The organism is Streptomyces sp. 1331.2 (assembly GCF_900199205.1).
Classification (GTDB): Bacteria; Actinomycetota; Actinomycetes; order Streptomycetales; family Streptomycetaceae; genus Kitasatospora.
Genome location: NZ_OBMJ01000001.1, coordinates 5,190,955 through 5,210,002 on the forward strand (window position 1 = coordinate 5,190,955; position 19,048 = coordinate 5,210,002).

22 protein-coding genes are annotated in these 19,048 nt (G+C 71.6%); 16 read left to right on the plus strand and 6 right to left on the minus strand.

Translation table 11 applies throughout. The annotated features are described in order from the left end of the window. Positions 1-11: 11 nt before the first annotated feature. The 11 genes from CRP52_RS22265 (at position 12) to CRP52_RS22310 (ending at position 7,856) form a co-directional block, all read left to right on the plus strand. The gene (locus tag CRP52_RS22265) at positions 12-365 is read left to right on the plus strand and encodes a histidine triad nucleotide-binding protein (protein ID WP_097237992.1); all 354 of its coding nucleotides are present in this window, start codon (positions 12-14) and stop codon (positions 363-365) included. 6 nt (positions 366-371) lie between these two features. Beyond that, on the plus strand, positions 372-1,295 hold the full coding sequence (locus CRP52_RS22270) for a ribonuclease Z (RefSeq protein ID WP_097237993.1): 924 nt from the start codon (positions 372-374) through the stop codon (positions 1,293-1,295). Between the two features lie 221 nt (positions 1,296-1,516). Continuing rightward, the gene (locus CRP52_RS22275) at positions 1,517-2,659 is read left to right on the plus strand and encodes a PhoH family protein (protein ID WP_097237994.1); all 1,143 of its coding nucleotides are present in this window, start codon (positions 1,517-1,519) and stop codon (positions 2,657-2,659) included. A 14-nt stretch (positions 2,660-2,673) separates the two neighbouring features. Then, positions 2,674-3,168: an rRNA maturation RNase YbeY gene (gene ybeY, locus CRP52_RS22280; RefSeq protein ID WP_030061268.1), complete on the plus strand. Its 495-nt coding sequence runs from the start codon at positions 2,674-2,676 to the stop codon at positions 3,166-3,168. 18 nt (positions 3,169-3,186) lie between these two features. After that, complete coding sequence (locus CRP52_RS22285) at positions 3,187-4,512, plus strand: hemolysin family protein (protein ID WP_097237995.1); 1,326 nt, start codon at positions 3,187-3,189, stop codon at positions 4,510-4,512. A 33-nt stretch (positions 4,513-4,545) separates the two neighbouring features. Then, entirely contained in the window at positions 4,546-4,782 is a 237-nt protein-coding gene (locus CRP52_RS22290) for a hypothetical protein (protein WP_143685806.1), read from the plus strand. Between the two features lie 26 nt (positions 4,783-4,808). Then, entirely contained in the window at positions 4,809-5,354 is a 546-nt protein-coding gene (locus CRP52_RS22295; protein ID WP_097237997.1) for a DUF4383 domain-containing protein, read from the plus strand. Between the two features lie 28 nt (positions 5,355-5,382). Further along, the gene (locus tag CRP52_RS22300; protein WP_097240265.1) at positions 5,383-5,736 is read left to right on the plus strand and encodes a cytidine deaminase; all 354 of its coding nucleotides are present in this window, start codon (positions 5,383-5,385) and stop codon (positions 5,734-5,736) included. Positions 5,737-5,842: 106 nt separating this feature from the next. Further along, positions 5,843-6,004, plus strand: coding sequence for a hypothetical protein (locus tag CRP52_RS38415; protein WP_179852886.1), 162 nt, complete (start codon positions 5,843-5,845; stop codon positions 6,002-6,004). Positions 6,005-6,101: 97 nt separating this feature from the next. Beyond that, positions 6,102-7,031 carry a GTPase Era gene (era, locus tag CRP52_RS22305; RefSeq protein ID WP_097237998.1) on the plus strand — a complete coding sequence of 310 codons (930 nt, stop codon included), beginning with the start codon at positions 6,102-6,104 and terminating at the stop codon, positions 7,029-7,031. Between the two features lie 120 nt (positions 7,032-7,151). Beyond that, on the plus strand, positions 7,152-7,856 hold the full coding sequence (locus CRP52_RS22310) for an alpha/beta fold hydrolase (protein ID WP_097237999.1): 705 nt from the start codon (positions 7,152-7,154) through the stop codon (positions 7,854-7,856). A gap of 48 nt (positions 7,857-7,904) precedes the next feature. On the opposite strand, the gene CRP52_RS22315 is transcribed toward CRP52_RS22310, so the two are convergent. Next, positions 7,905-8,171, minus strand: a complete 267-nt coding sequence (locus CRP52_RS22315) for a protealysin inhibitor emfourin (RefSeq protein WP_030233628.1) — start codon at positions 8,169-8,171, stop codon at positions 7,905-7,907. A 76-nt stretch (positions 8,172-8,247) separates the two neighbouring features. Further along, positions 8,248-9,270, minus strand: coding sequence for a M4 family metallopeptidase (locus CRP52_RS22320; RefSeq protein WP_097238000.1), 1,023 nt, complete (start codon positions 9,268-9,270; stop codon positions 8,248-8,250). 333 nt (positions 9,271-9,603) lie between these two features. Between CRP52_RS22320 and leuA the strand changes: the two genes are divergently transcribed. From leuA to CRP52_RS22340, 4 genes are all read left to right on the plus strand, one after another. Continuing rightward, a complete protein-coding gene (gene leuA, locus CRP52_RS22325; protein ID WP_097238001.1) occupies positions 9,604-11,400 on the plus strand; it encodes a 2-isopropylmalate synthase in 1,797 nt (598 codons plus the stop codon). Positions 11,401-11,650: 250 nt separating this feature from the next. Beyond that, the gene (locus CRP52_RS22330; RefSeq protein ID WP_097238002.1) at positions 11,651-12,346 is read left to right on the plus strand and encodes a TerB family tellurite resistance protein; all 696 of its coding nucleotides are present in this window, start codon (positions 11,651-11,653) and stop codon (positions 12,344-12,346) included. 193 nt (positions 12,347-12,539) lie between these two features. Continuing rightward, positions 12,540-13,286, plus strand: coding sequence for a DNA repair protein RecO (gene recO / locus CRP52_RS22335; protein WP_030061246.1), 747 nt, complete (start codon positions 12,540-12,542; stop codon positions 13,284-13,286). 4 nt (positions 13,287-13,290) lie between these two features. Further along, complete coding sequence (locus tag CRP52_RS22340) at positions 13,291-14,124, plus strand: isoprenyl transferase (protein WP_097238003.1); 834 nt, start codon at positions 13,291-13,293, stop codon at positions 14,122-14,124. Positions 14,125-14,221: 97 nt separating this feature from the next. Here the strand turns inward: CRP52_RS22340 and CRP52_RS22345 are convergent, their stop codons facing one another. The 4 genes from CRP52_RS22345 to CRP52_RS22360 are packed head-to-tail and all read right to left on the minus strand — an operon-like array spanning position 14,222 to position 17,431. Continuing rightward, on the minus strand, positions 14,222-14,632 hold the full coding sequence (locus tag CRP52_RS22345; protein ID WP_097238004.1) for a Fur family transcriptional regulator: 411 nt from the start codon (positions 14,630-14,632) through the stop codon (positions 14,222-14,224). A gap of 35 nt (positions 14,633-14,667) precedes the next feature. After that, complete coding sequence (locus tag CRP52_RS22350) at positions 14,668-15,600, minus strand: metal ABC transporter permease (RefSeq protein ID WP_179852887.1); 933 nt, start codon at positions 15,598-15,600, stop codon at positions 14,668-14,670. Then, a complete protein-coding gene (locus CRP52_RS22355; protein WP_097238005.1) occupies positions 15,597-16,361 on the minus strand; it encodes a metal ABC transporter ATP-binding protein in 765 nt (254 codons plus the stop codon). Before CRP52_RS22355 ends, CRP52_RS22350 begins: the two co-directional genes overlap by 4 nt. Before the next feature lie 14 nt (positions 16,362-16,375). Continuing rightward, entirely contained in the window at positions 16,376-17,431 is a 1,056-nt protein-coding gene (locus CRP52_RS22360; protein WP_097238006.1) for a metal ABC transporter substrate-binding protein, read from the minus strand. A 191-nt stretch (positions 17,432-17,622) separates the two neighbouring features. Between CRP52_RS22360 and CRP52_RS22365 the strand changes: the two genes are divergently transcribed. After that, a complete protein-coding gene (locus CRP52_RS22365) occupies positions 17,623-19,005 on the plus strand; it encodes a glycine--tRNA ligase (protein ID WP_030061233.1) in 1,383 nt (460 codons plus the stop codon). The last annotated feature ends 43 nt before the right edge of the window (positions 19,006-19,048 follow it).

Consider the following 19,048-nt stretch of genomic DNA (forward strand, 5'->3'; position numbering starts at 1 on the left):
GAGGAGACGTCATGGCCGGCGAGCCGCAGCCCGACTGCCTGTTCTGCAAGATCGTGGCGGGCGAGATCCCGGCGACGGTGGTGCGCAAGACCGAGCGCATCCTCGCCTTCCGCGACATCGCCCCCAAGGCCCCCGTGCACGTCCTGGTCATCCCGCACGTGCACTACCCGAACGCGGCCGCGCTGGCCGCCGCCGAGCCGGAGATCGCCGGCGAGCTGCTCGCCGAGGCGGGCCGGGTGGCCGAGGACGAGGGCCTGGCGGACTACCGGCTGATCTTCAACACCGGTGCGGGCGCCGGGCAGACGATCTTCCACGCGCACGTCCACGTGCTCGGCGGCACCCACATGACCGAGAGCATGGTCTGATCCCAGGTGTCCCAGCGCGAACTCGTCGTCCTCGGCACCGCCAGCCAGGTGCCCACCCGGCACCGCAACCACAACGGCTACCTGCTGCGCTGGGACGGCGAGGGCCTGCTGTTCGACCCCGGCGAGGGCACCCAGCGCCAGATGCTGCACGCCGGGGTCACGGCCACCCAGATCACCCGGATCGCGGTGACCCACTTCCACGGCGACCACTGCCTGGGCCTCGCCGGGGTGATCCAGCGGATCAACCTGGACCGCGTCCCCCACCCGGTGGACGTCTACTTCCCGGCCTCCGGCGAGGTCTACTTCGAGCGGCTGCGGCACGCCACCGCCTACCACGAGACGGCCGTGCTGCGGCCCCGGCCGATCGACGAGCCCGGCCCGCTGCCCGCGCCCGGCGCCCGCTTCGCGCTGGACGCGGTGCGCCTGGACCACCCCGTGGAGTCCTTCGGCTACCGGCTGTCCGAGCCGGACGGCCGCCGGCTGGTGCCCGGACGGCTCGCCGCGCTGGGCGTGTCCGGCCCGGCGGTGGGCCGGCTGCAGCACGAGGGCGCGATCGAGGTGGACGGCCGGAAGGTCACCCTGGACGAGGTGAGCGAGCCGCGGCCGGGCCAGAAGTTCGCCTTCGTGATGGACACCCGGCTCTGCGAGGGCGTGCACGCGCTGGCCGAGGGCACGGACCTGCTGGTGGTCGAGGCCACCTTCGCCGACGCCGACGCCCGGCTCGCCGAGGAGCACGGCCACCTCACCGCCGGGCAGGCCGCCAAGGTCGCCGCCGAGGCCGGGGTGCGCACCCTGGTGCTGACCCACTTCTCCCAGCGCTACCCGGACCTGGGCCAGCACCTGGCCGACGCCCGCAAGCACTTCGACGGGGAGCTGGTGCTCGCCGCCGACCTGGCCCGGGTGCCGGTTCCGGCCCGGCGCCTGCCGTGACGGGCGGGCGCCGTGGCACCGGCCCGTCACGGCAGGCGGCGTGGGGCCGGGGCGCGCGCGGACGAAAAAGGGCTCGCGCCGGCCACCGAACTGCCGCAGCATCGACGGGTGCGGCCCCGCCGCCCGCCGCGGCGATCACGCGCGCGGCGTACCCTGGTGCCCCGGAGACCGAGCGGCACACGACACCACGGATGGGATGAGGCAGGCCCCAGCGCCGACCTATGAGTGACACATCGCAGACCCGTACCAATGGTCAGTCGCGCCCCGAACCGGCCGACGACGGCCGCGTCAGCGCCCGGATCGTCATCCCCGAGAAGCACCCGATGGTCACCCTGCTCGGCACCGCGGACTCGCTGCTGCGCGTGATCGAGCAGGGGTTCCCCGCCGCCGACATCCACGTCCGCGGCAACGAGGTGACCGCCACCGGCACGCGTGCCGAGGTCGCCCTCGTCCAGAAGCTGTTCAGCGAGATGATGCTGGTGCTGCGCACCGGCCAGCCCCTGACGGAGGACTCCGTGGAGCGCTCCATCGCCATGCTCCGAAGCCAGGCGCAGGACCCGGACAGCCCGGCGCCGTCGCAGGTGTTCACCGCGAACATCCTGTCCAACCGGGGCCGGACGATCCGCCCCAAGACCCTCAACCAGCAGCGCTACGTCGAGGCGATCGACAAGCACACGATCGTCTTCGGCCTCGGCCCGGCCGGTACCGGCAAGACCTACCTGGCGATGGCCAAGGCCGTCCAGGCCCTGCAGGCCAAGGAGGTCAACCGGATCATCCTGACCCGCCCGGCGGTCGAGGCGGGGGAGCGGCTGGGCTTCCTGCCCGGCACGCTCTACGAGAAGATCGACCCGTACCTGCGCCCGCTCTACGACGCGCTGCACGACATGATGGACCCGGACTCCATCCCGCGGCTGATGGCGGCCGGCACCATCGAGGTCGCCCCGCTCGCGTACATGCGCGGCCGCACCCTCAACGACGCCTTCATCATCCTGGACGAGGCCCAGAACACCTCGCCCGAGCAGATGAAGATGTTCCTCACCCGCCTCGGGTTCAACTCCCGGGTGGTGGTCACCGGCGACACCAGCCAGATCGACCTCCCGGGCGGCACCCGCAGCGGCCTCAAGGTCGTCCAGGAGATCCTGGCCGACGTGCCCGACATCCACTTCTCCGTCCTCACCAGCACCGACGTGGTCCGCCACAAGCTGGTCGGCCGGATCGTGGACGCGTACGAGCGCTGGGACGCCCGCCAGGAGGCCGAGGAGGCCTCCCCGACCGCCCGCAAGCCCGCCCAGCGGCGCCCGGGCAAGGCGGCCGCGCCCCGCGCACCCCGCGCACCCCGACAGTCCCATCGCACCGAAAGCTGAGCACACAGCCCGTCATGTCGATCGACATCGCCAACGAGTCCGGTTGGGACGCCGACGAGGAAGCCATCCTCGACGTCGCCCGCTTCGCACTGGACAAGATGCGGATCCACCCGCAGTCCGAACTGTCCGTGATCCTGGTGGACGGTGCGGCGATGGAGGAGCTGCACATCCAGTGGATGGACCTGCCCGGTCCGACCGACGTGATGTCGTTCCCGATGGACGAGCTGCGTCCCGGCAAGGAGGGCGAGGAGCTGCCGCAGGGCCTGCTCGGCGACATCGTGCTCTGCCCCGAGGTCGCCGAGCAGCAGGGCAAGGCGGCCCCTTCGAAGCACTCGATGGACGAGGAGCTGCAGCTGCTCACCGTGCACGGCGTGCTGCACGTCCTCGGCTACGACCACGAGGAGCCCGAGGAGGAGGAGGAGATGTTCGCCCTCCAGAAGCGCATCCTGGACGACTGGCGGGCGGGCCGCGGCCTCGGCGGCATCTCCCCGGCCCCCACCACCCACTGACGCGGAGCCCGAACCCCTGTGAGTGGTGAGAGTACGAGCTTCATCCTGGGCGCCGTGCTGCTCGTGGTGCTCGGCTGGCTGGCCGCGTGCGCCGAGGCGGGCATCTCCCGGGTCTCCCGTTTCCGGGCGGAGGAGGCCGTGCGGGTCGGTCGGCGCGGGTCGGCGCGGCTGCTGACCCTCGCCTCCGACCCGATCCGCTACCTCAACCTGGCGACCCTGATCCGGGTGGCCAGCGAGATGGCGGCGGCGGTCCTGGTCACCGTGGTGTGCGTGCGCAACGTGACGCCGACCTGGCAGGCCGTCCTGCTGGCGTTCGGCGTGATGGTGCTGGTGTCCTTCGTCGCGGTGGGGGTCTCGCCGCGCACGATCGGGCGCCAGCACCCGCTCACCACCGCGACCGCGGCCTCCTTCGTGCTGCTGCCGCTGGCCGCGGTGCTCGGCCCGATCCCGCGGCTGCTGATCCTGCTCGGCAATGCGCTGACCCCGGGCAAGGGCTACCGGGAGGGGCCGTTCGCCTCCGAGGCGGAGCTGCGGGCGCTGGTGGACCTCGCGGAGAAGGACGACCTGATCGAGGACGAGGAGCGCCGGATGGTGCACTCGGTCTTCGAACTGGGCGACACCATCGTGCGCGAGGTGATGGTGCCGCGCACCGACCTGGTGATGATCGAGCGGCACAAGACCGTCCGGCAGGCGCTCACCCTGGCGCTGCGCTCGGGCTTCTCGCGGATCCCGGTGGTCGGGGACAACGAGGACGACGTGGTCGGCATCGTCTACCTCAAGGACCTGGTGCGCCGCACCCACATCAACCGGGAGGCGGAGGCCGAGGAGGTCGGCGCGGTGATGCGCCCGGCGGTGTTCGTCCCGGACTCCAAGCCGGCCGGCGACCTGCTGCGCGAGATGCAGCAGCGCCGCTCGCACGTGGCGATCGTGATCGACGAGTACGGCGGCACGGCCGGCCTGGTGACCATCGAGGACGTCCTGGAGGAGATCGTCGGCGAGATCACCGACGAGTACGACCGGGAGATCGCGCCGATCGAGGACCTCGGCGACGGCTCGTACCGCATCACGGCCCGGCTGCTGGTGGAGGACCTGGGCGAGCTGTTCGGCATCGAGCTGGAGGACGAGGACGTCGAGACCGTCGGCGGCCTGCTGGCCAAGCACCTCGGCCGGGTGCCGATCCCCGGTTCCGCCTGCGAGATCCCGCTGCCGGAGCCCCTGGACGGCAGTCTGACCGGCATCCTGCTGACCGCCGAGTCCTCGGCCGGCCGCCGCAACCGGATCGGCTCCATGGTCGCCTCCCCGGTCCGCGGCGGCGACGCCCCCGAGGAGCCCGCGGGCGAGTAGCGGGTGCGCGGTGGCCGAGCGACCATGGAGGGCATGACGCACAAACTTCGCGCGGAGTACGGCCCGCAGGGGGCGGCCGGCGGAGTCAAGTCCTGGCACGTGGTGCGGGACGAGGACCCGTCGACGGCGCTCTGCGGCCGGACCATCACCGACGCCGCCGAGACGCGGCCCGAGCAGGAGTGGGGGACCGGGCTGCGCTGCTGCCAGCAGTGCGGGTCGCTCTACATGCACGAGACGCCGCACATGCAGGGGAGCCACCCCTACAGCTAGGCCGTGGCTGGGCTCTGGAGGTCGCCATGAAGCTGCAAGACGAACTACCCGTCGACAACCGGCTCGTCACGGTGTGGCGGATCGGGGCGGGGCTCGGAGGGATCTTCCTGATCGTGTTCGGGTGCCTGGGGCTCGCCGACCACCCGGGGTTCCTGGACACGGAAGGTGACCGGGTCGCCGGGCTGTCGACCAACGGTGCGCTGGCCATCCTGTCCATCGTGGCGGGCGCGATCCTGGTCGTCGGGGCGGTGATCGGAGGGAACTTCGCGTCCTACCTGAACATGGCGGTGGGCGTGCTGTTCGTCCTGTCCGGCTTCTACGGCCTGACGGTGCTCGGGCGGCCGGACGCCAACATCCTGAACTTCCGGATGTCGAACGTGCTGTTCGCGTTCATCTTCGGGGTCATCCTGACCACCTTCGGGATGTACGGCCGGGTGAGCAGCCACCTGCCGCACGACAACCCCTTCTGGCGGCGGCGGGTCGAGCGCGAGGAGCCGCTGCCCTCCGGGCCCAAGACCTTCGTGAAGGTCATGAACCCGAACCCGGGCCGGACCCACCCGGTCGGCCACTGAGGGGGCCGGGGTGCCTATGCTCGGCGGCATGAGTGACATCGTCGAGCTCGACCCCGAAGACAAGAAGATCATCACCCTGGCCCGCTCGGCCCGCGCCCGCAACGGCGTGGCCGAGGGGGCCGCGGTGCGTGACGAGACCGGCCGCACCTACGTGGCCGGGACGGTCGCGCTGGAGTCGCTGCGGCTGAGCGCGCTGCAGACGGCGGTGGCGATGGCGGTGGCCAGTGGCGCGAAGTCGCTGGAGGCGGCGGCCGTGGTGAGCGAGGCGGAGCAGCCGGCCGAGGCGGACCTGGCGGCCGTACGGGACCTGGGCGGGGCCGGGACGCCGGTGCTGCTGGCCGGTCCGGACGGGGCGCTGCGGGTGGCCGCCGAGGCGCGCTGAGGCCGTTCTCGGCCCGGGGCGGCAACGGGGTGGCCCGGCGTGGTGGCTCCCCTGGGTTCTGCGGATAATCTCACCGGGGGAGTGGACACGGTGAGGGGACTGGGGCATGGGGGCGGTGGCGTTCTTCGCCGGGCTGCTGCTGTTCGTGATGGGGCTGGGCAAGTGGCAGGAGACCGGGTCGCCGTTCTGGCTCTACGGCTCGCTGGGCTTCCTGCTGGTGCTGGTGGTGATCGCGCTGATCCCCGGCGGCGGCAAGGGCGGCAGGTAGCGCCGAGCGCCCCCGAAGACCGCCGCGAGCTCCCCTGCGGGCACCCCGGGGGCGCCCCCGGACGGCGGGGCTCAGGTGATCAGGGAGAATGGAGCCCATGAATGCCCCTTCCTCCTCGTACCGCTCCGGGTTCGCGTGCTTCGTCGGCCGGCCGAATGCGGGCAAGTCGACCCTGACCAACGCCCTGGTGGGGACGAAGGTCGCGATCACCTCCGACCGCCCGCAGACCACCCGGCACACCGTGCGCGGCATCGTGCACCGCCCGGACGCCCAGCTCGTGCTGGTCGACACCCCCGGTCTGCACAAGCCGCGCACGCTGCTCGGCGAGCGCCTCAACGACCTCGTCCGCACCACCTGGGCCGAGGTCGACGTGATCGGCTTCTGCCTGCCCGCCGACCAGAAGATCGGCCCCGGCGACAAGTTCATCGCCAAGGAGATCGCCGGGATCAAGAAGACCCCGAAGGTCGCCATCGTCACCAAGACCGACCTGGTCGACTCCAAGCGCCTGGCCGAGCAGCTGATCGCCATCCAGCAGCTCGGCGTCGAACTGGGCTTCGAGTGGGACGAGATCATCCCGGTCTCCGCCGTCGGCGACAAGCAGGTGGAGCTGGTCGCCGACCTGCTCACCAAGCTGCTGCCGGAGGGCGACCAGCTCTACCCGGAGGGCGACCTCACCGACGAGCCCGAGCAGATCATGGTCGCCGAACTGATCCGCGAGGCCGCCCTGGAGGGCGTGCGGGACGAACTGCCGCACTCGCTGGCCGTCGTGGTCGAGGAGATGCTGCCGCGCGAGGGCCGCCCGGCGGACCGCCCGCTGCTGGACATCCACGCCAACGTCTACATCGAGCGGCAGAGCCAGAAGGCCATCGTGATCGGCGCCAAGGGCGCGCGGCTCAAGCACGTCGGCACCACCGCCCGCAAGCACATCGAGGCGCTGCTCGGCACGCCGGTCTACCTGGACCTGCACGTCAAGGTCGCCAAGGACTGGCAGCGCGACCCGAAGCAGCTGCGCAAGCTGGGCTTCTGACAAGCCGGACAAGGGAGTTCACCCCCAGCGGGAATACCAGGGCCCGGCCGGACGTTGCGCGTCCGGCCGGGCCCGAGCCGTCGGCCCGGCCTCACGCGACGTCAGGAGGGGGCAGGCGCAATGAAGTTGCACACCCGGGAGTGGGGCAGCGGGGAGCGGACGGCCGTGCTGGTGCACGGCATCACCTTCGACCACCGCACCTGGCGGCGGGTCGGGCCGGAGCTGGCCGGGCGCGGCTACCGGGTGGTCGCCGTCGACCTGCGCGGGCACGGGCTGAGCCCGCGCGGCACCGGGGCGGGCCCGCTGGAGCGCTACCCGCTGGAGGCGTACACCGAGGACCTGCTGGAGACCCTGCCGACCGGGCCGGAGCTGGCGATCGGCCACTCGCTCGGCGGGATCGTCCTGGCGGACGCCGTCGAGCGGTTGAAGCCGGCCCGCGCGGTCTACGTGGACCCGGCCTGGCGGTTCCGGCAGTGGGGGCTGGACCCGACCACCTGGGTCGCGGAGCGGGAGGCCACCCGGGAGGGGCTGGTCGCGCACAACCCGCACTGGTCGGCCGAGGACGTCGAGGCCAAGCTCGACGCCCTGGCCCACTGGGACACCGACACCGCGATGGCCCTGGCGGCCCAGGGTTCGGACCTGCCGGCCGCTCCCGTGGTGCCCTCCCTGGTGGTGCGGGCGGACGGCAGCACCGTGGTGCGCGACGTGGACACCGAGACGCTGCGCGCCCGCGGCTTCGAGGTGCGCACCGTCGCCGGCGCCGGGCACAACGTCCACCGGGACGACCACGAGGGCTTCCTGGCGGCCCTCGACGGCTGGCTCTGAGGGACGGCTGGCTCTGAGGCGACCCCCGGGCGACTGGTCTCCCCGGTGCTACGCGCCCTCGCGCAGCACCAGGGAGACCAGCTCCCGCTGCGAGTCGGTGAGCTTCGGATCGGCGCAGTGGACCGTCCGGCCGTCGACGGTGATCTCGTAGTGGAAGCCGTCCGGCACGCCGTAGGAGGGGGCGCGCAGCCCGCCCGCGACGGCCTCGCGGGCGAGTGCGTGGACGTGCGGGGCGTCCGTGCGGTCGGCGGTGTCGAGCTCCGCGTGGCGGACGATTCCCGCGAAGCCGCCGGTCCGGGTCACCTGGATACGCATGGTGTCCATGGTGATACGCAGGGAAGGGGTTCGCCGCTCTTTTCCCGGACCGTGACCTTCGGGGCCGGCCCCGCGGTCACCCAGGGCTGACCCCGACCTGCGCCCAGGAGGCCGTGACGGTGTCCGCGACCGCGCCCTGGTCGGGGTAACGGGCCTTGGCGGCGGCCACGGTGGCCCGGGCGAAGGCGGCGAAGTCGGCGTCCGCGGGCACCGCGTGCCCGGTCAGCGCGTCGTACCAGATCCGTCCGGCGCGCTCCCAGGACGAGCCGCCGAGGGCGGTGGCCAGCAGGTAGAACGCGTGGTTGGGGATGCCGGAGTTGATGTGCACCCCGCCGTTGTCCTCGGAGGTGTTCACGTAGTCCCGCATGTGCGCGGGCTGCGGGTCCTTGCCGAGCTGCGGGTCGTCGTAGGCGGTGCCGGGGGCCTTCATCGAGCGCAGCGCCACGCCCTGGATGCCGGGGGCGAGCAGCCCGGCGCCGATCAGCCAGTCGGCGTCGGCGGCGCTCTGGTGCAGCGCGTACTGCTTGACCAGCGAGCCGAAGACGTCGGAGACCGACTCGTTGAGCGCGCCGGGCTGGTCCTGGTAGTCCAGGCCGGCGGTGAACTGCGTGACGCCGTGGGTGAGTTCGTGGCCGATGACGTCGATGCAGGCGGTGAAGTCGCCGAAGATCCGGCCGTCGCCGTCGCCGAAGACCATCTGGTGGCCGTTCCAGAAGGCGTTGTCGTAGTTGCGGCCGTAGTGGACGCTGGCGTCCAGCCGCAGGCCCCGGTCGTCGATCGAGTGCCGGCCGAAGACGTCGGCGTAGAGCGCGAAGGTGGCGCCGAGGCCGTCGTAGGCGTGGTTGACGGAGGCGTCGGAGACCGCGGCCTGGCCCTCGGTGCGCACGGTGCGCCCGGGCAGCCGCTGGCCGTGGCCCGCGTCGGAGATCACCCGGTTGAGGCCCGGGGCGCCGCCGGTGGCCGGGGGTGGGGAGAGGCGGGCCGCGCGGTGCGCGGCGTCGAGCGTGAGGGTGTGGGCGGCGGCTTCGTGACCGGCCTCGGCGAGGCGGTCCAGGACGTACGGCGGGACGATCGCGCAGATCGGTACTGCTGCAGTCATGCGGCCCAGGGTGAGGCTTCGATGACCGGATGTCACGACCTTTGACATGACCGGTCGACGTCTCAAGGAGTGGAACGGAAGCCCGGATCACTTCGGGGGCGCGCGGTGCTGGGTTACGCTGGGGCATCATGCGCAACGGGCTGCTTCTTCTTAGCTGCCGCGTCGAGGGCCTGTAGTCCACTGGGGCCGGCTCCCTCGCCGCGGGGAACGAGCTGTGCGCGCAACCGGCGGTCCGATCGCGGTCCGTGAGCGGCAGCAGAGGCCGGCCAGTCGGTGTCCATCCCTCCCGACCAGCCCGCACCACGCATCCACAGGAAGCCGAGAGTCACCTCCATGACCGAGCAGACCTCCGCCGCGTCCGTCCCCGCCGCCCGCGCCTTCGTCGACCGGCCCACCCCGATCACCGCCGCCTCCGTGCGCCAGCAGCCCTCCGGCATGCGGCACGGGCGCTACCTGCCGTTCGGCACCGTGGACCTGCCGGACCGCACCTGGCCGAGCAAGGTGATCAGCAAGGCGCCGCGCTGGCTCTCCACCGACCTGCGCGACGGCAACCAGGCGCTGATCGACCCGATGTCCCCGGCCCGCAAGCGCAAGATGTTCGACCTGCTGGTCTCGATGGGCTACAAGGAGATCGAGGTCGGCTTCCCCTCCTCCGGCGCCACCGACCACGCCTTCGTACGGTCGCTGATCGAGGAGGGGGCGATCCCCGAGGACGTCACCATCTCGGTCCTGACGCAGGCCCGCGAGGAGCTGATCGAGAAGACCGTCGAGTCGCTGGTCGGCGCCCCGCGCGCGACCGTCCACCTGTACAACGCGACCGCGCCGCTGTTCCGCCGGGTGGTGTTCCGCAACGACATGGCCGCCACCAAGGCGATCGCCACCGACGGCACCCGGCTGGTGATGGAGTACGCCGAGAAGCTGCTGGGCGACGACACCGTCTTCGGCTACCAGTACTCGCCGGAGATCTTCGTCGACACCGAGCTGGACTTCGCGCTGGAGGTCTGCGAGGCGGTCATGGACGTCTGGCAGCCGGGCGAGGGCCGCGAGATCATCCTGAACCTGCCGGCCACCATCGAGCGGGCCACCCCGAACGTCCAGGCCGACCAGTTCGAGTGGATGTCGCGCCACCTGTCGCGCCGCGAGTTCGTCTGCCTGTCGGTGCACCCGCACAACGACCGCGGCACCGCCGTCGCCTCTGCCGAACTGGCCTACATGGCGGGTGCCGACCGTATCGAGGGGTGTCTGTTCGGGCAGGGCGAGCGAACCGGAAACGTCGACCTGGTGACGCTGGGGATGAACCTGTTCTCGCAGGGCATCGACCCGCAGATCGACTTCTCCGACATCGACGAGGTGCGCCGCACCGCCGAGTACTGCAACCAGATGGAGGTGCACCCGCGCCACCCGTACGCCGGCGACCTGGTGTACACCTCCTTCTCCGGCTCCCACCAGGACGCCATCAAGAAGGGCTTCGACGCCCTGGAGGCGGACGCCAAGGCGGCGGGCGTCCCGGTGGACGAGCACACCTGGGGCGTGCCGTACCTGCCGATCGACCCGAAGGACGTCGGCCGCACCTACGAGGCGGTCATCCGGGTCAACAGCCAGTCCGGCAAGGGCGGCGTGGCGTACGTGCTGAAGAACGACCACAAGCTGGACCTGCCGCGCCGGATGCAGATCGAGTTCTCCCGCATCATCCAGGCCAAGACCGACGCCGAGGGCGGCGAGGTCACCCCGGCCGACATCTGGGCGGTCTTCGAGGACGAGTACCTGCCGACCACCGCCAACCCGTGGGGCCGGATCTCGCTGACCGGCTCGCGCACCCTGACCACCGAGGACGGCCGGGACGCACTGACCGCCGAGGCCGTGGTGGGCGGCGAGCCGGTGACCCTGACCGGTACCGGCAACGGCCCGGTCTCGGCCTTCGCGGACGCGCTGGCCCGGATCGGCGTGGACGTGCGCGTCCTGGACTACGCCGAGCACGCGCTGAGCGAGGGCGGCGACGCCCAGGCCGCCGCGTACGTCGAGTGCGCGGTGGACGGCAAGGTGCTGTGGGGCGTGGGCATCGACGGCAACACCGTGCTGGCCTCGCTGAAGGCGATGATCAGCGCCGTCAACCGGTCGCAGCGCGGGTAGTTCGTACGAGTGGCATGCGGCGGGGCCGTCCTCCGGGGCGGCCCTTCGCCGTGCCCCGGCACCCCGGCCGGGGCGCTGTGTCCTGCGCCACATTTTTTGGGATCGGAAGCCGTTCGAGGTACTGACACGTGCCGGTAACCATGGCAACATCGATCCACCGGCAAGCCGGGTCGGTGGGACGGCTCGGTGTCCGGTCGCGTGACCTGCCCATCGTCGAGCAGGCCGCCTGCCATGTCTGGGGAGTGGCGCCGTGACCAGGTTGTGGGGTGTTCGCCCGCGGTGGCGGACTGACGTTCTCGGTGACTTCTTCTGCCCGGGCTGCGGCGGGGACCGCAACTACCGCCGGCAGCACGGCCGGCGGTGGCTGCGGTTGCTCGGGACCCCGGTGCTCCCGCTCGGACCGGTGATCGGCAGCGTGCAGTGCACCAGCTGCCACGGCCGGTACGGCGTCGAGAGCCTGGACCAGCCGACCTGCGTGCGCCTCGGCGCGATGCTGCGGGACGCCCAGTACACCATCGCGCTGGCCCTGCTCGCGGCCGGCGGAACCGCCCACCGGGCGGCCCGCGAGGCGGCCTGCGCGGCCGTGCGCGAGGCCGGGTTCGAGGACTGCGGCGAGGCCCAGGTGCTGGCCGCGCTCGCCGCGCTCTCCGGGCTCGGCGGCGAACTCCACGACGCCCACGACCTGGGGGCACCTGCCGGCCAACGGCTGGGGGAGGCCGGGGGCCTCGCCGTCGAACTGCACGCGGTGCTCGAACCGCTCACCCCCAACCTGGCCCACCAGGGCCGCGAACGGCTGCTGCTGCAGGGCGCGGCGATCGCACTGGCCGACGGGCGCTACCTGCCGCAGGAGCGCGAGGCGCTGGCCGCGGTCGGGCGCTGCCTGGACCTGCCGCAGGCGCGGGTCCAGGCGCTGCTGGAGGCGGCGACCCGGGCTCCGTACAAGTAGGCCGGGCTCCGGGCTCCTCCGGACCACACTGTTCGTCCCCCCCACTCCGTAGAGGCCATTCCCCGCCCCCACAAAACGGGCCCGACCCCCTCCGGGCCCGCCGTGACCCGCACCGCTGTGGTCCTCCCCCACGGCCCCGGTGCGGGCAACACGGCTGTCCGCGGCTGTCCGCGGCTGGGGGAGAATGGTCGGCATGAGTCTTTTCCGGGACGACGGCGTCGTGTTGCGGGCGCAGAAGCTCGGCGAGGCCGATCGGATCATCACCCTGCTGACCCGCCAGCACGGCAAGGTGCGGGCGGTGGCGCGCGGGGTGCGGAAGACCAAGTCCAAGTTCGGTGCCCGCCTGGAGCCGTTCTCGCACGTGGACGTGCAGTTCTTCAGCCGCGGGAGTGAGCTGGTCGGCCGCGGGTTGCCGCTGTGCACCCAGGTGGAGACCATCGCGCCGTACGGCGGTTCGATCGTCACCGACTACGGCCGCTACACCGCCGGCACCGCGATGCTGGAGACGGCCGAGCGCTTCGCCGAGAACGAGGGCGAGCCCGCCGTCCAGCAGTACCTGTTGCTGGTGGGCGGGCTGCGCACGCTGGCGGCCGGGCTGCACGAGTCGCACCTGGTGCTGGACGCCTTCCTGCTGCGCTCGCTCGCGGTGAACGGGTACGGCGCGAGCTTCACCGACTGCGCCAAGTGCGGCCTGGAGGGGCCGAACCGTTTCTTCTCACTCCCCGCAGGCGGGGTGCTCTGCGCAGACTGCCGAGTGCCCGGATGTGCCGTACCCTCCCCTGAGACACTGGTACTGCTCGGGGCGCTGCTGTCAGGGGACTGGCAGACGGCCGACACCTGCGAGCCGCGGTACTGGCGGGAGGGCAGCGGCCTGGTCGCGGCCTATCTGCAGTGGCACCTGGAGCGGGGCATCCGCTCGATGAGATACGTGGAGAAGTGAGCACATGGCAGCGCGACGGCTCTTCGGCGGCGGCAAGCAGAGGTCGTACGTCCCCCCGACCCCGCACCCCAGTGGCGCACAGCCCCCGAAGATCCCCGGTGAGCTGGTGCCCGAACACGTCGCCATCGTGATGGACGGCAACGGCCGCTGGGCCAAGGAGCGCGGGCTGCCCCGCACCGAGGGCCACAAGGTCGGCGAGTCCGTGGTGCTGGACGTCCTCAGGGGCGCCATCGAGCTCGGGGTCAAGAACATCTCGCTGTACGCGTTCTCCACCGAGAACTGGAAGCGCTCGCCCGACGAGGTGAAGTTCCTGATGAACTTCAACCGGGACGTCATCGCCCGCCGCCGCGACGAGATGGACGCGATGGGCGTGCGGATCCGCTGGGCCGGCCGGATGCCCAAGCTGTGGAAGAGCGTCGTCCAGGAGCTGCAGGTCGCCGAGGAGCAGACCAAGGGCAACGACGCCGTCACGCTCTACATGTGCGTCAACTACGGTGGCCGGGCCGAGCTGGCGGACGCGGCGCAGGCGATCGCGCGGGACGTCGCGGCCGGGAAGCTGGACCCGAAGAAGGTCAACGAGAAGACCCTGTCCCGGTACATGTACCACCCGGACATGCCGGACGTGGACCTCTTCCTGCGTCCCAGCGGCGAGCAGCGCACCTCCAACTTCCTGCTCTGGCAGTCGGCTTACGCCGAGTTCGTGTTCCAGGACGTGCTCTGGCCGGACTTCGACCGCCGGGACCTGTGGCGGGCCTGCGAGCAGTACGCGATGCGCGACCGGCGCTTCGGCGGGGCGATCCCGAACGAGGTCCCCGCGTCGGTGCCGTCCCAGCGCTGAGGCCGGTCGGCATTCGGGACGACGTCGGGACGCATGCGGGACGACGATGAAGGACCCGCCGGGTGATCCCGGCGGGTCCTTCATCGTCGTACGGGCCTCAGCCCTTCTTGGCGCACTCCGCGCAGGTGCCGAAGATCTCCAGCGTGTGCGCGATGTCGCTGAAACCGTGTTCGGCGGCGACCGAGTTGGCCCAGCGCTCCACCGCCGGGCCCTCCACCTCGACGGTGGCGCCGCAGTGCCGGCAGACCAGGTGGTGGTGGTGCCCGCTGCTGCACCGGCGGTAGACCGCCTCGCCGTCCGCGGTGCGCAGCACGTCCACCTCACCGGCGTCCGCGAGCGACTGCAGGGTGCGGTAGACCGTGGTCAGACCGACGGAGTCCCCGCGGTGCTTGAGCAGGTCGTGGAGCTCCTGCGCACTGCGGAAGTCCGCGATCTCGTCCAGGGCAGCCGAGACGGCGGCACGCTGCCGGGTCGATCGTGCGCGCGGCGACGGGCCTGCGGTGGTCACCGTGGGTCCTCCTGAGGTCGTGGACGTCTCGCACATCATTGTGCCAGCCCGCCCCTCCGCTCAAGGGTGGTCGCGTCGGAGGAGGCCGGCTCCGGCGACGGGACCGGGATCTCGACGTCGCAGACTCCGGGCCCCGGTTCGCCGTCGGCGCGGTGCCGGCGCCGGGCGAGCGGTGCGGCGATCAGGCTGAACACCGCGAACACCGCGATGGCGAGCAGCACGATGGCCGGGCCGGAGGGCACGTCGAGGTGGTACGAGCCGGTGACCCCGGCCAGCGAGACGACCACGCCGAGCGCGATCGAGGCGGCCTGGGTGGCGGCGAAGGAGCGGGTGAGCTGCTGGGCGGCGACGACCGGGACCACCATCAGGGCGCTGACCAGCAGCAGCCCGACCACCCGCATGGCGACGGTGACGGTGACCGCGGCCATCACCGCGAGCAGCAGGTTGAGGGTGCGTACCGGCAGGCCGGTGACCCGGGCGAAGTCCTCGTCCTGGCAGATCGCGAACAGCTGGCGGCGCAGTCCGACGGTGACCGCGATGACCACCGCGCCGAGCACCGCGATGGCGGCCAGGTCGCCGGGGGAGACGGTGAGGATGGAGCCCCACAGGTAGCTCTCCAGCGAGCCGGCGCCGGCCGCGGCGGAGAGCGAGACGAGCAGCTTGCCGCAGGCCATGCCGCCGTAGAAGAGCATCGCCAGGGCGATGTCGCCGCGCTGGTTCCCGCGCGAGCGGACCAGCTCCATGGTGACGGCGCCGAGCACGCAGACCAGCACGGCCATCCAGACCGGGCTGGTCTGGAAGATGAAGCCGAGGCCGACGCCGGTCATCGCGACGTGGCCCATGCCGTCGCCCATCAGGGCCTGCCGGCGCTGCACCAGGTAGATGCCGACGGCCGGGGCGGTGATCCCGACCAGGACGGCGGCGAGCAGGGCACGCTGCATGAAGTCGTAGGACAGCATCTCGGTCATGCGAGCAGCCTCGGCGGGGTCAGGTCGGCGTGCGGGTGGACGTGGTCGTGGCCGGGCAGCGCGTGCAGGCCGGTGTTGGGCACGGGCGGGCCGTCGTGGGCGACGCAGCCGTCCCGCAGCACCACGGCGCGGTCGATCAGCGGTTCCAGCGGCCCGAGTTCGTGCAGTACGAGGAGGACGGCGGCGCCGCGGCCGACCTCGGCGCGCAGGGTGTCGGCGAGCACCTGCTGGCTGGCGGCGTCCACCCCGGCCATCGGCTCGTCCATGATCAGCAGGTCGGGGGTGCCGACCAGGGCGCGGGCGATCAGCACCCGCTGCTGCTGGCCGCCGGACAGGTCGGCGACGCCGTCCCCGGCCCGGTCCAGCATGCCGACGGCGGCCAGCGCGCGGTCCACCGCCTCGCGGTCCTTGCGGCGGAACGGCAGCAGCCGGTGCTGCGGCAGCCGCCCGGTGGAGACCACCTCGCGCACGGTTGCCGGGACGCCGGAGGCGGCGGTGGTGCGCTGCGGGACGTACCCGATCCGGTGCCAGGCGCGGAAGGAGCCGTACGGGACGCCGAACAGTTCCAGGCCGCCCTGCTCCAGCGGCACGGAGCCGATCACGGCCTTGACGGTGGTCGACTTGCCGGAGCCGTTGGCGCCCAGCAGGGCGACGACCTCGCCGGGTCGGACGGTGAGGTCGACGCCGCGCAGCACCGACCGGCCGCCGCGGGAGGCGACGGCGTCACGGAGGCGGACGGCCGGAGGTATCGGGTGGGTCATGGTGTTCCGTCCCGTCAGCTGGTCGCGGCAGGGGTGGCGGTTCCGGCCGGGGTGGTGGCTCCGGCGGGGGCGGTGCCCGTTCCGGCGGGGGTGCCGGCCGCGGCCGGGTCGCCGAGGGCGGCCTTGAGGTTGGCCAGGTTCTGCTTCATGACGGTGAGGTAGTCGTCCTTGGACGGGTCCTTGACGCCCTCCAGCGGGTCCAGGACCGCCGTCTTGAGGCCGAGGTCCTTGGCGACGGTGTCGGCGAGCTTGGGGCTGGCCAGGGTCTCGAAGAAGACCGTGGTGACGCCGTTGTCCTTGGCGGCCTTCTGCACGGCGGCGAGGCGGGCCGGCGTGGGCTCGGACTCCGGGTCGACGCCGTTGATGGCGACCTGGGTGAGGCCGTAGTGGTCGGCGAGGTAGCCGAAGGCGGCGTGGCTGGTGACGAAGGTCTTGGTCCTGGTGTCCTGCAGCCCGGTCCGGAACTCCTGGTCGAGCGCGGTGAGCTTGGTGACGAGCTCGTCGGTGTTCTTGCGGTAGTCCTCGGCGTGGGCCGGGTCGGCCTTGGCGAACTCGTCGCCGACGCTCTTGGCGATCGCCGCGTAGCGGGTCGGGTCGAGCCAGATGTGCGGGTCGCCGGCCGGGCCCTCGTGCGGGTGGCCGTCGGCGGTGTGGCCGTCGCCCTCCTCGGTGCCCTCGTCGAGGTGGTGGTCGACCAGCGGGCTGGCGGCGGTGGCGTCGATCTTGTGCTTGCCGGCGGACTGCGCGACGGCCTGGTCGACGGTGGGCTGCAGGCCCTTGAGGTAGAGGATCGCGTCGGCCTTCTGGACGGTGCCGACCTGCTTGGCGGTGAGCTCCAGGTCGTGCGGCTCGACGCCGGCGGCGGTGAGGTCGGTGACAGCGACGTGCTCCCTGCCGATCTGCTGGGCCAGGAACTCCATCGGGTAGAAGGAGGCGACGACCTTCAGCCGGCCGTTCCCGCTGTCGGCGCTGCTGCTGCCTCCGCAGGCGGTGAGGGCGAGGGAGGCGGTGAGGGCAGTGGCGGCGAGGGCTATGGAGGTGCGGGTCCGGCGAGGCAGTCCGATCATCATGACAATCATTCTCATCTCACATGGAAATGATTGTCAACTCACTCGAATGGGTGAACGCCGGGTGACGGTGGGTGGGGGCGGCCGGACGATACCGATTTGAATCACGTACCCGTATGGCCGGTAACCTGAGGTATTCGGGTACGCGCAACCAGCCGTGCCCTGACCGTGCCGTACGTACTGAAGAGAGCACTGTGGCCGCCGACAAGATCGACACGATCGTCAGCCTGAGCAAGCGCCGTGGCTTCGTCTACCCCTGCAGCGAGATCTACGGCGGCACGCGTGCCGCCTGGGACTACGGGCCGCTGGGTGTCGAGCTCAAGGAGAACATCAAGCGCCAGTGGTGGCGCGCGATGGTGCAGGCGCGTGAGGACGTCGTCGGACTCGACTCGTCGGTCATCCTCGCCCGCGAGGTCTGGGAGGCCTCCGGCCACGTCGCCACCTTCAACGACCCGCTGACCGAGTGCCTCTCCTGCCACAAGCGCCACCGGGCCGACCACCTGGAGGAGAAGTACGAGGCCAAGCACGGCTTCCCGCCGCCGAACGGCCTCAAGGACGTCAACTGCCCCGACTGCGGCACCAAGGGCCAGTTCACCGAGCCCAAGGACTTCTCGGGCATGCTGAAGACCCACCTCGGCGTCACCGAGGAGGCCAGCGGCCTGGCCTTCCTGCGCCCCGAGACCGCCCAGGGCATCTTCACCAACTTCAAGGCCGTCCAGACCACTTCGCGCAAGAAGCCGCCGTTCGGCATCGCCCAGACCGGCAAGAGCTTCCGCAACGAGATCACCCCCGGCAACTTCATCTTCCGGACCCGCGAGTTCGAGCAGATGGAGATGGAGTTCTTCGTCAAGCCCGGCGAGGACGAGCAGTGGCACGAGTACTGGCTCCAGCAGCGCTGGGACTGGTACGTCGGCCTCGGCCTGCGCACCGAGAACATGCGCTTCTTCGAGCACCCGAAGGAGAAGCTCTCCCACTACGCCAAGCGCACGGTGGACATCGAGTACCGCTTCAACTTCGGTGGCAGCGAGTTCTCCGAGCTGGAGGGCGTCGCCAACCGCACCGACTACGACCTGCGGGTGCACAGCGAGGCCTCCGGCCAGGACCTGAAGTACTTCGACCAGGAGTCCGGCGAGCGCTACTTCCCGTACGTCATCGAGCCGGCGGCCGGCCTCAACCGCGCCATGCTGGCCTTCCTGATCGACGCCTACTTCGAGGACGAGGCGCCCAACGCCAAGGGCGTCATGGAGAAGCGCGTCGGCATGCGGCTCGACCCGCGCCTGGCCCCGGTCAAGGTCGCCGTCCTGCCGCTGTCGCGCAACGCCGACCTCTCCCCGAAGGCCCGCGGCCTCGCCGCCGACCTGCGCACCGCGTGGAACGTCGAGTTCGACGACGCCGGCGCCATCGGCAAGCGCTACCGCCGCCAGGACGAGATCGGCACGCCGTTCTGCGTCACGGTCGACTTCGACACCCTTGAGGACAACGCGGTGACCGTCCGCGACCGCGACACCATGTCGCAGGAGCGGGTGTCGCTGGACCAGGTCAAGGCGTACCTCGCGGCGCGCCTGATCGGCTGCTGAGTGATCCGCTGCTGAGTGATCGGCTGTTGAGTGATCGGCTGCT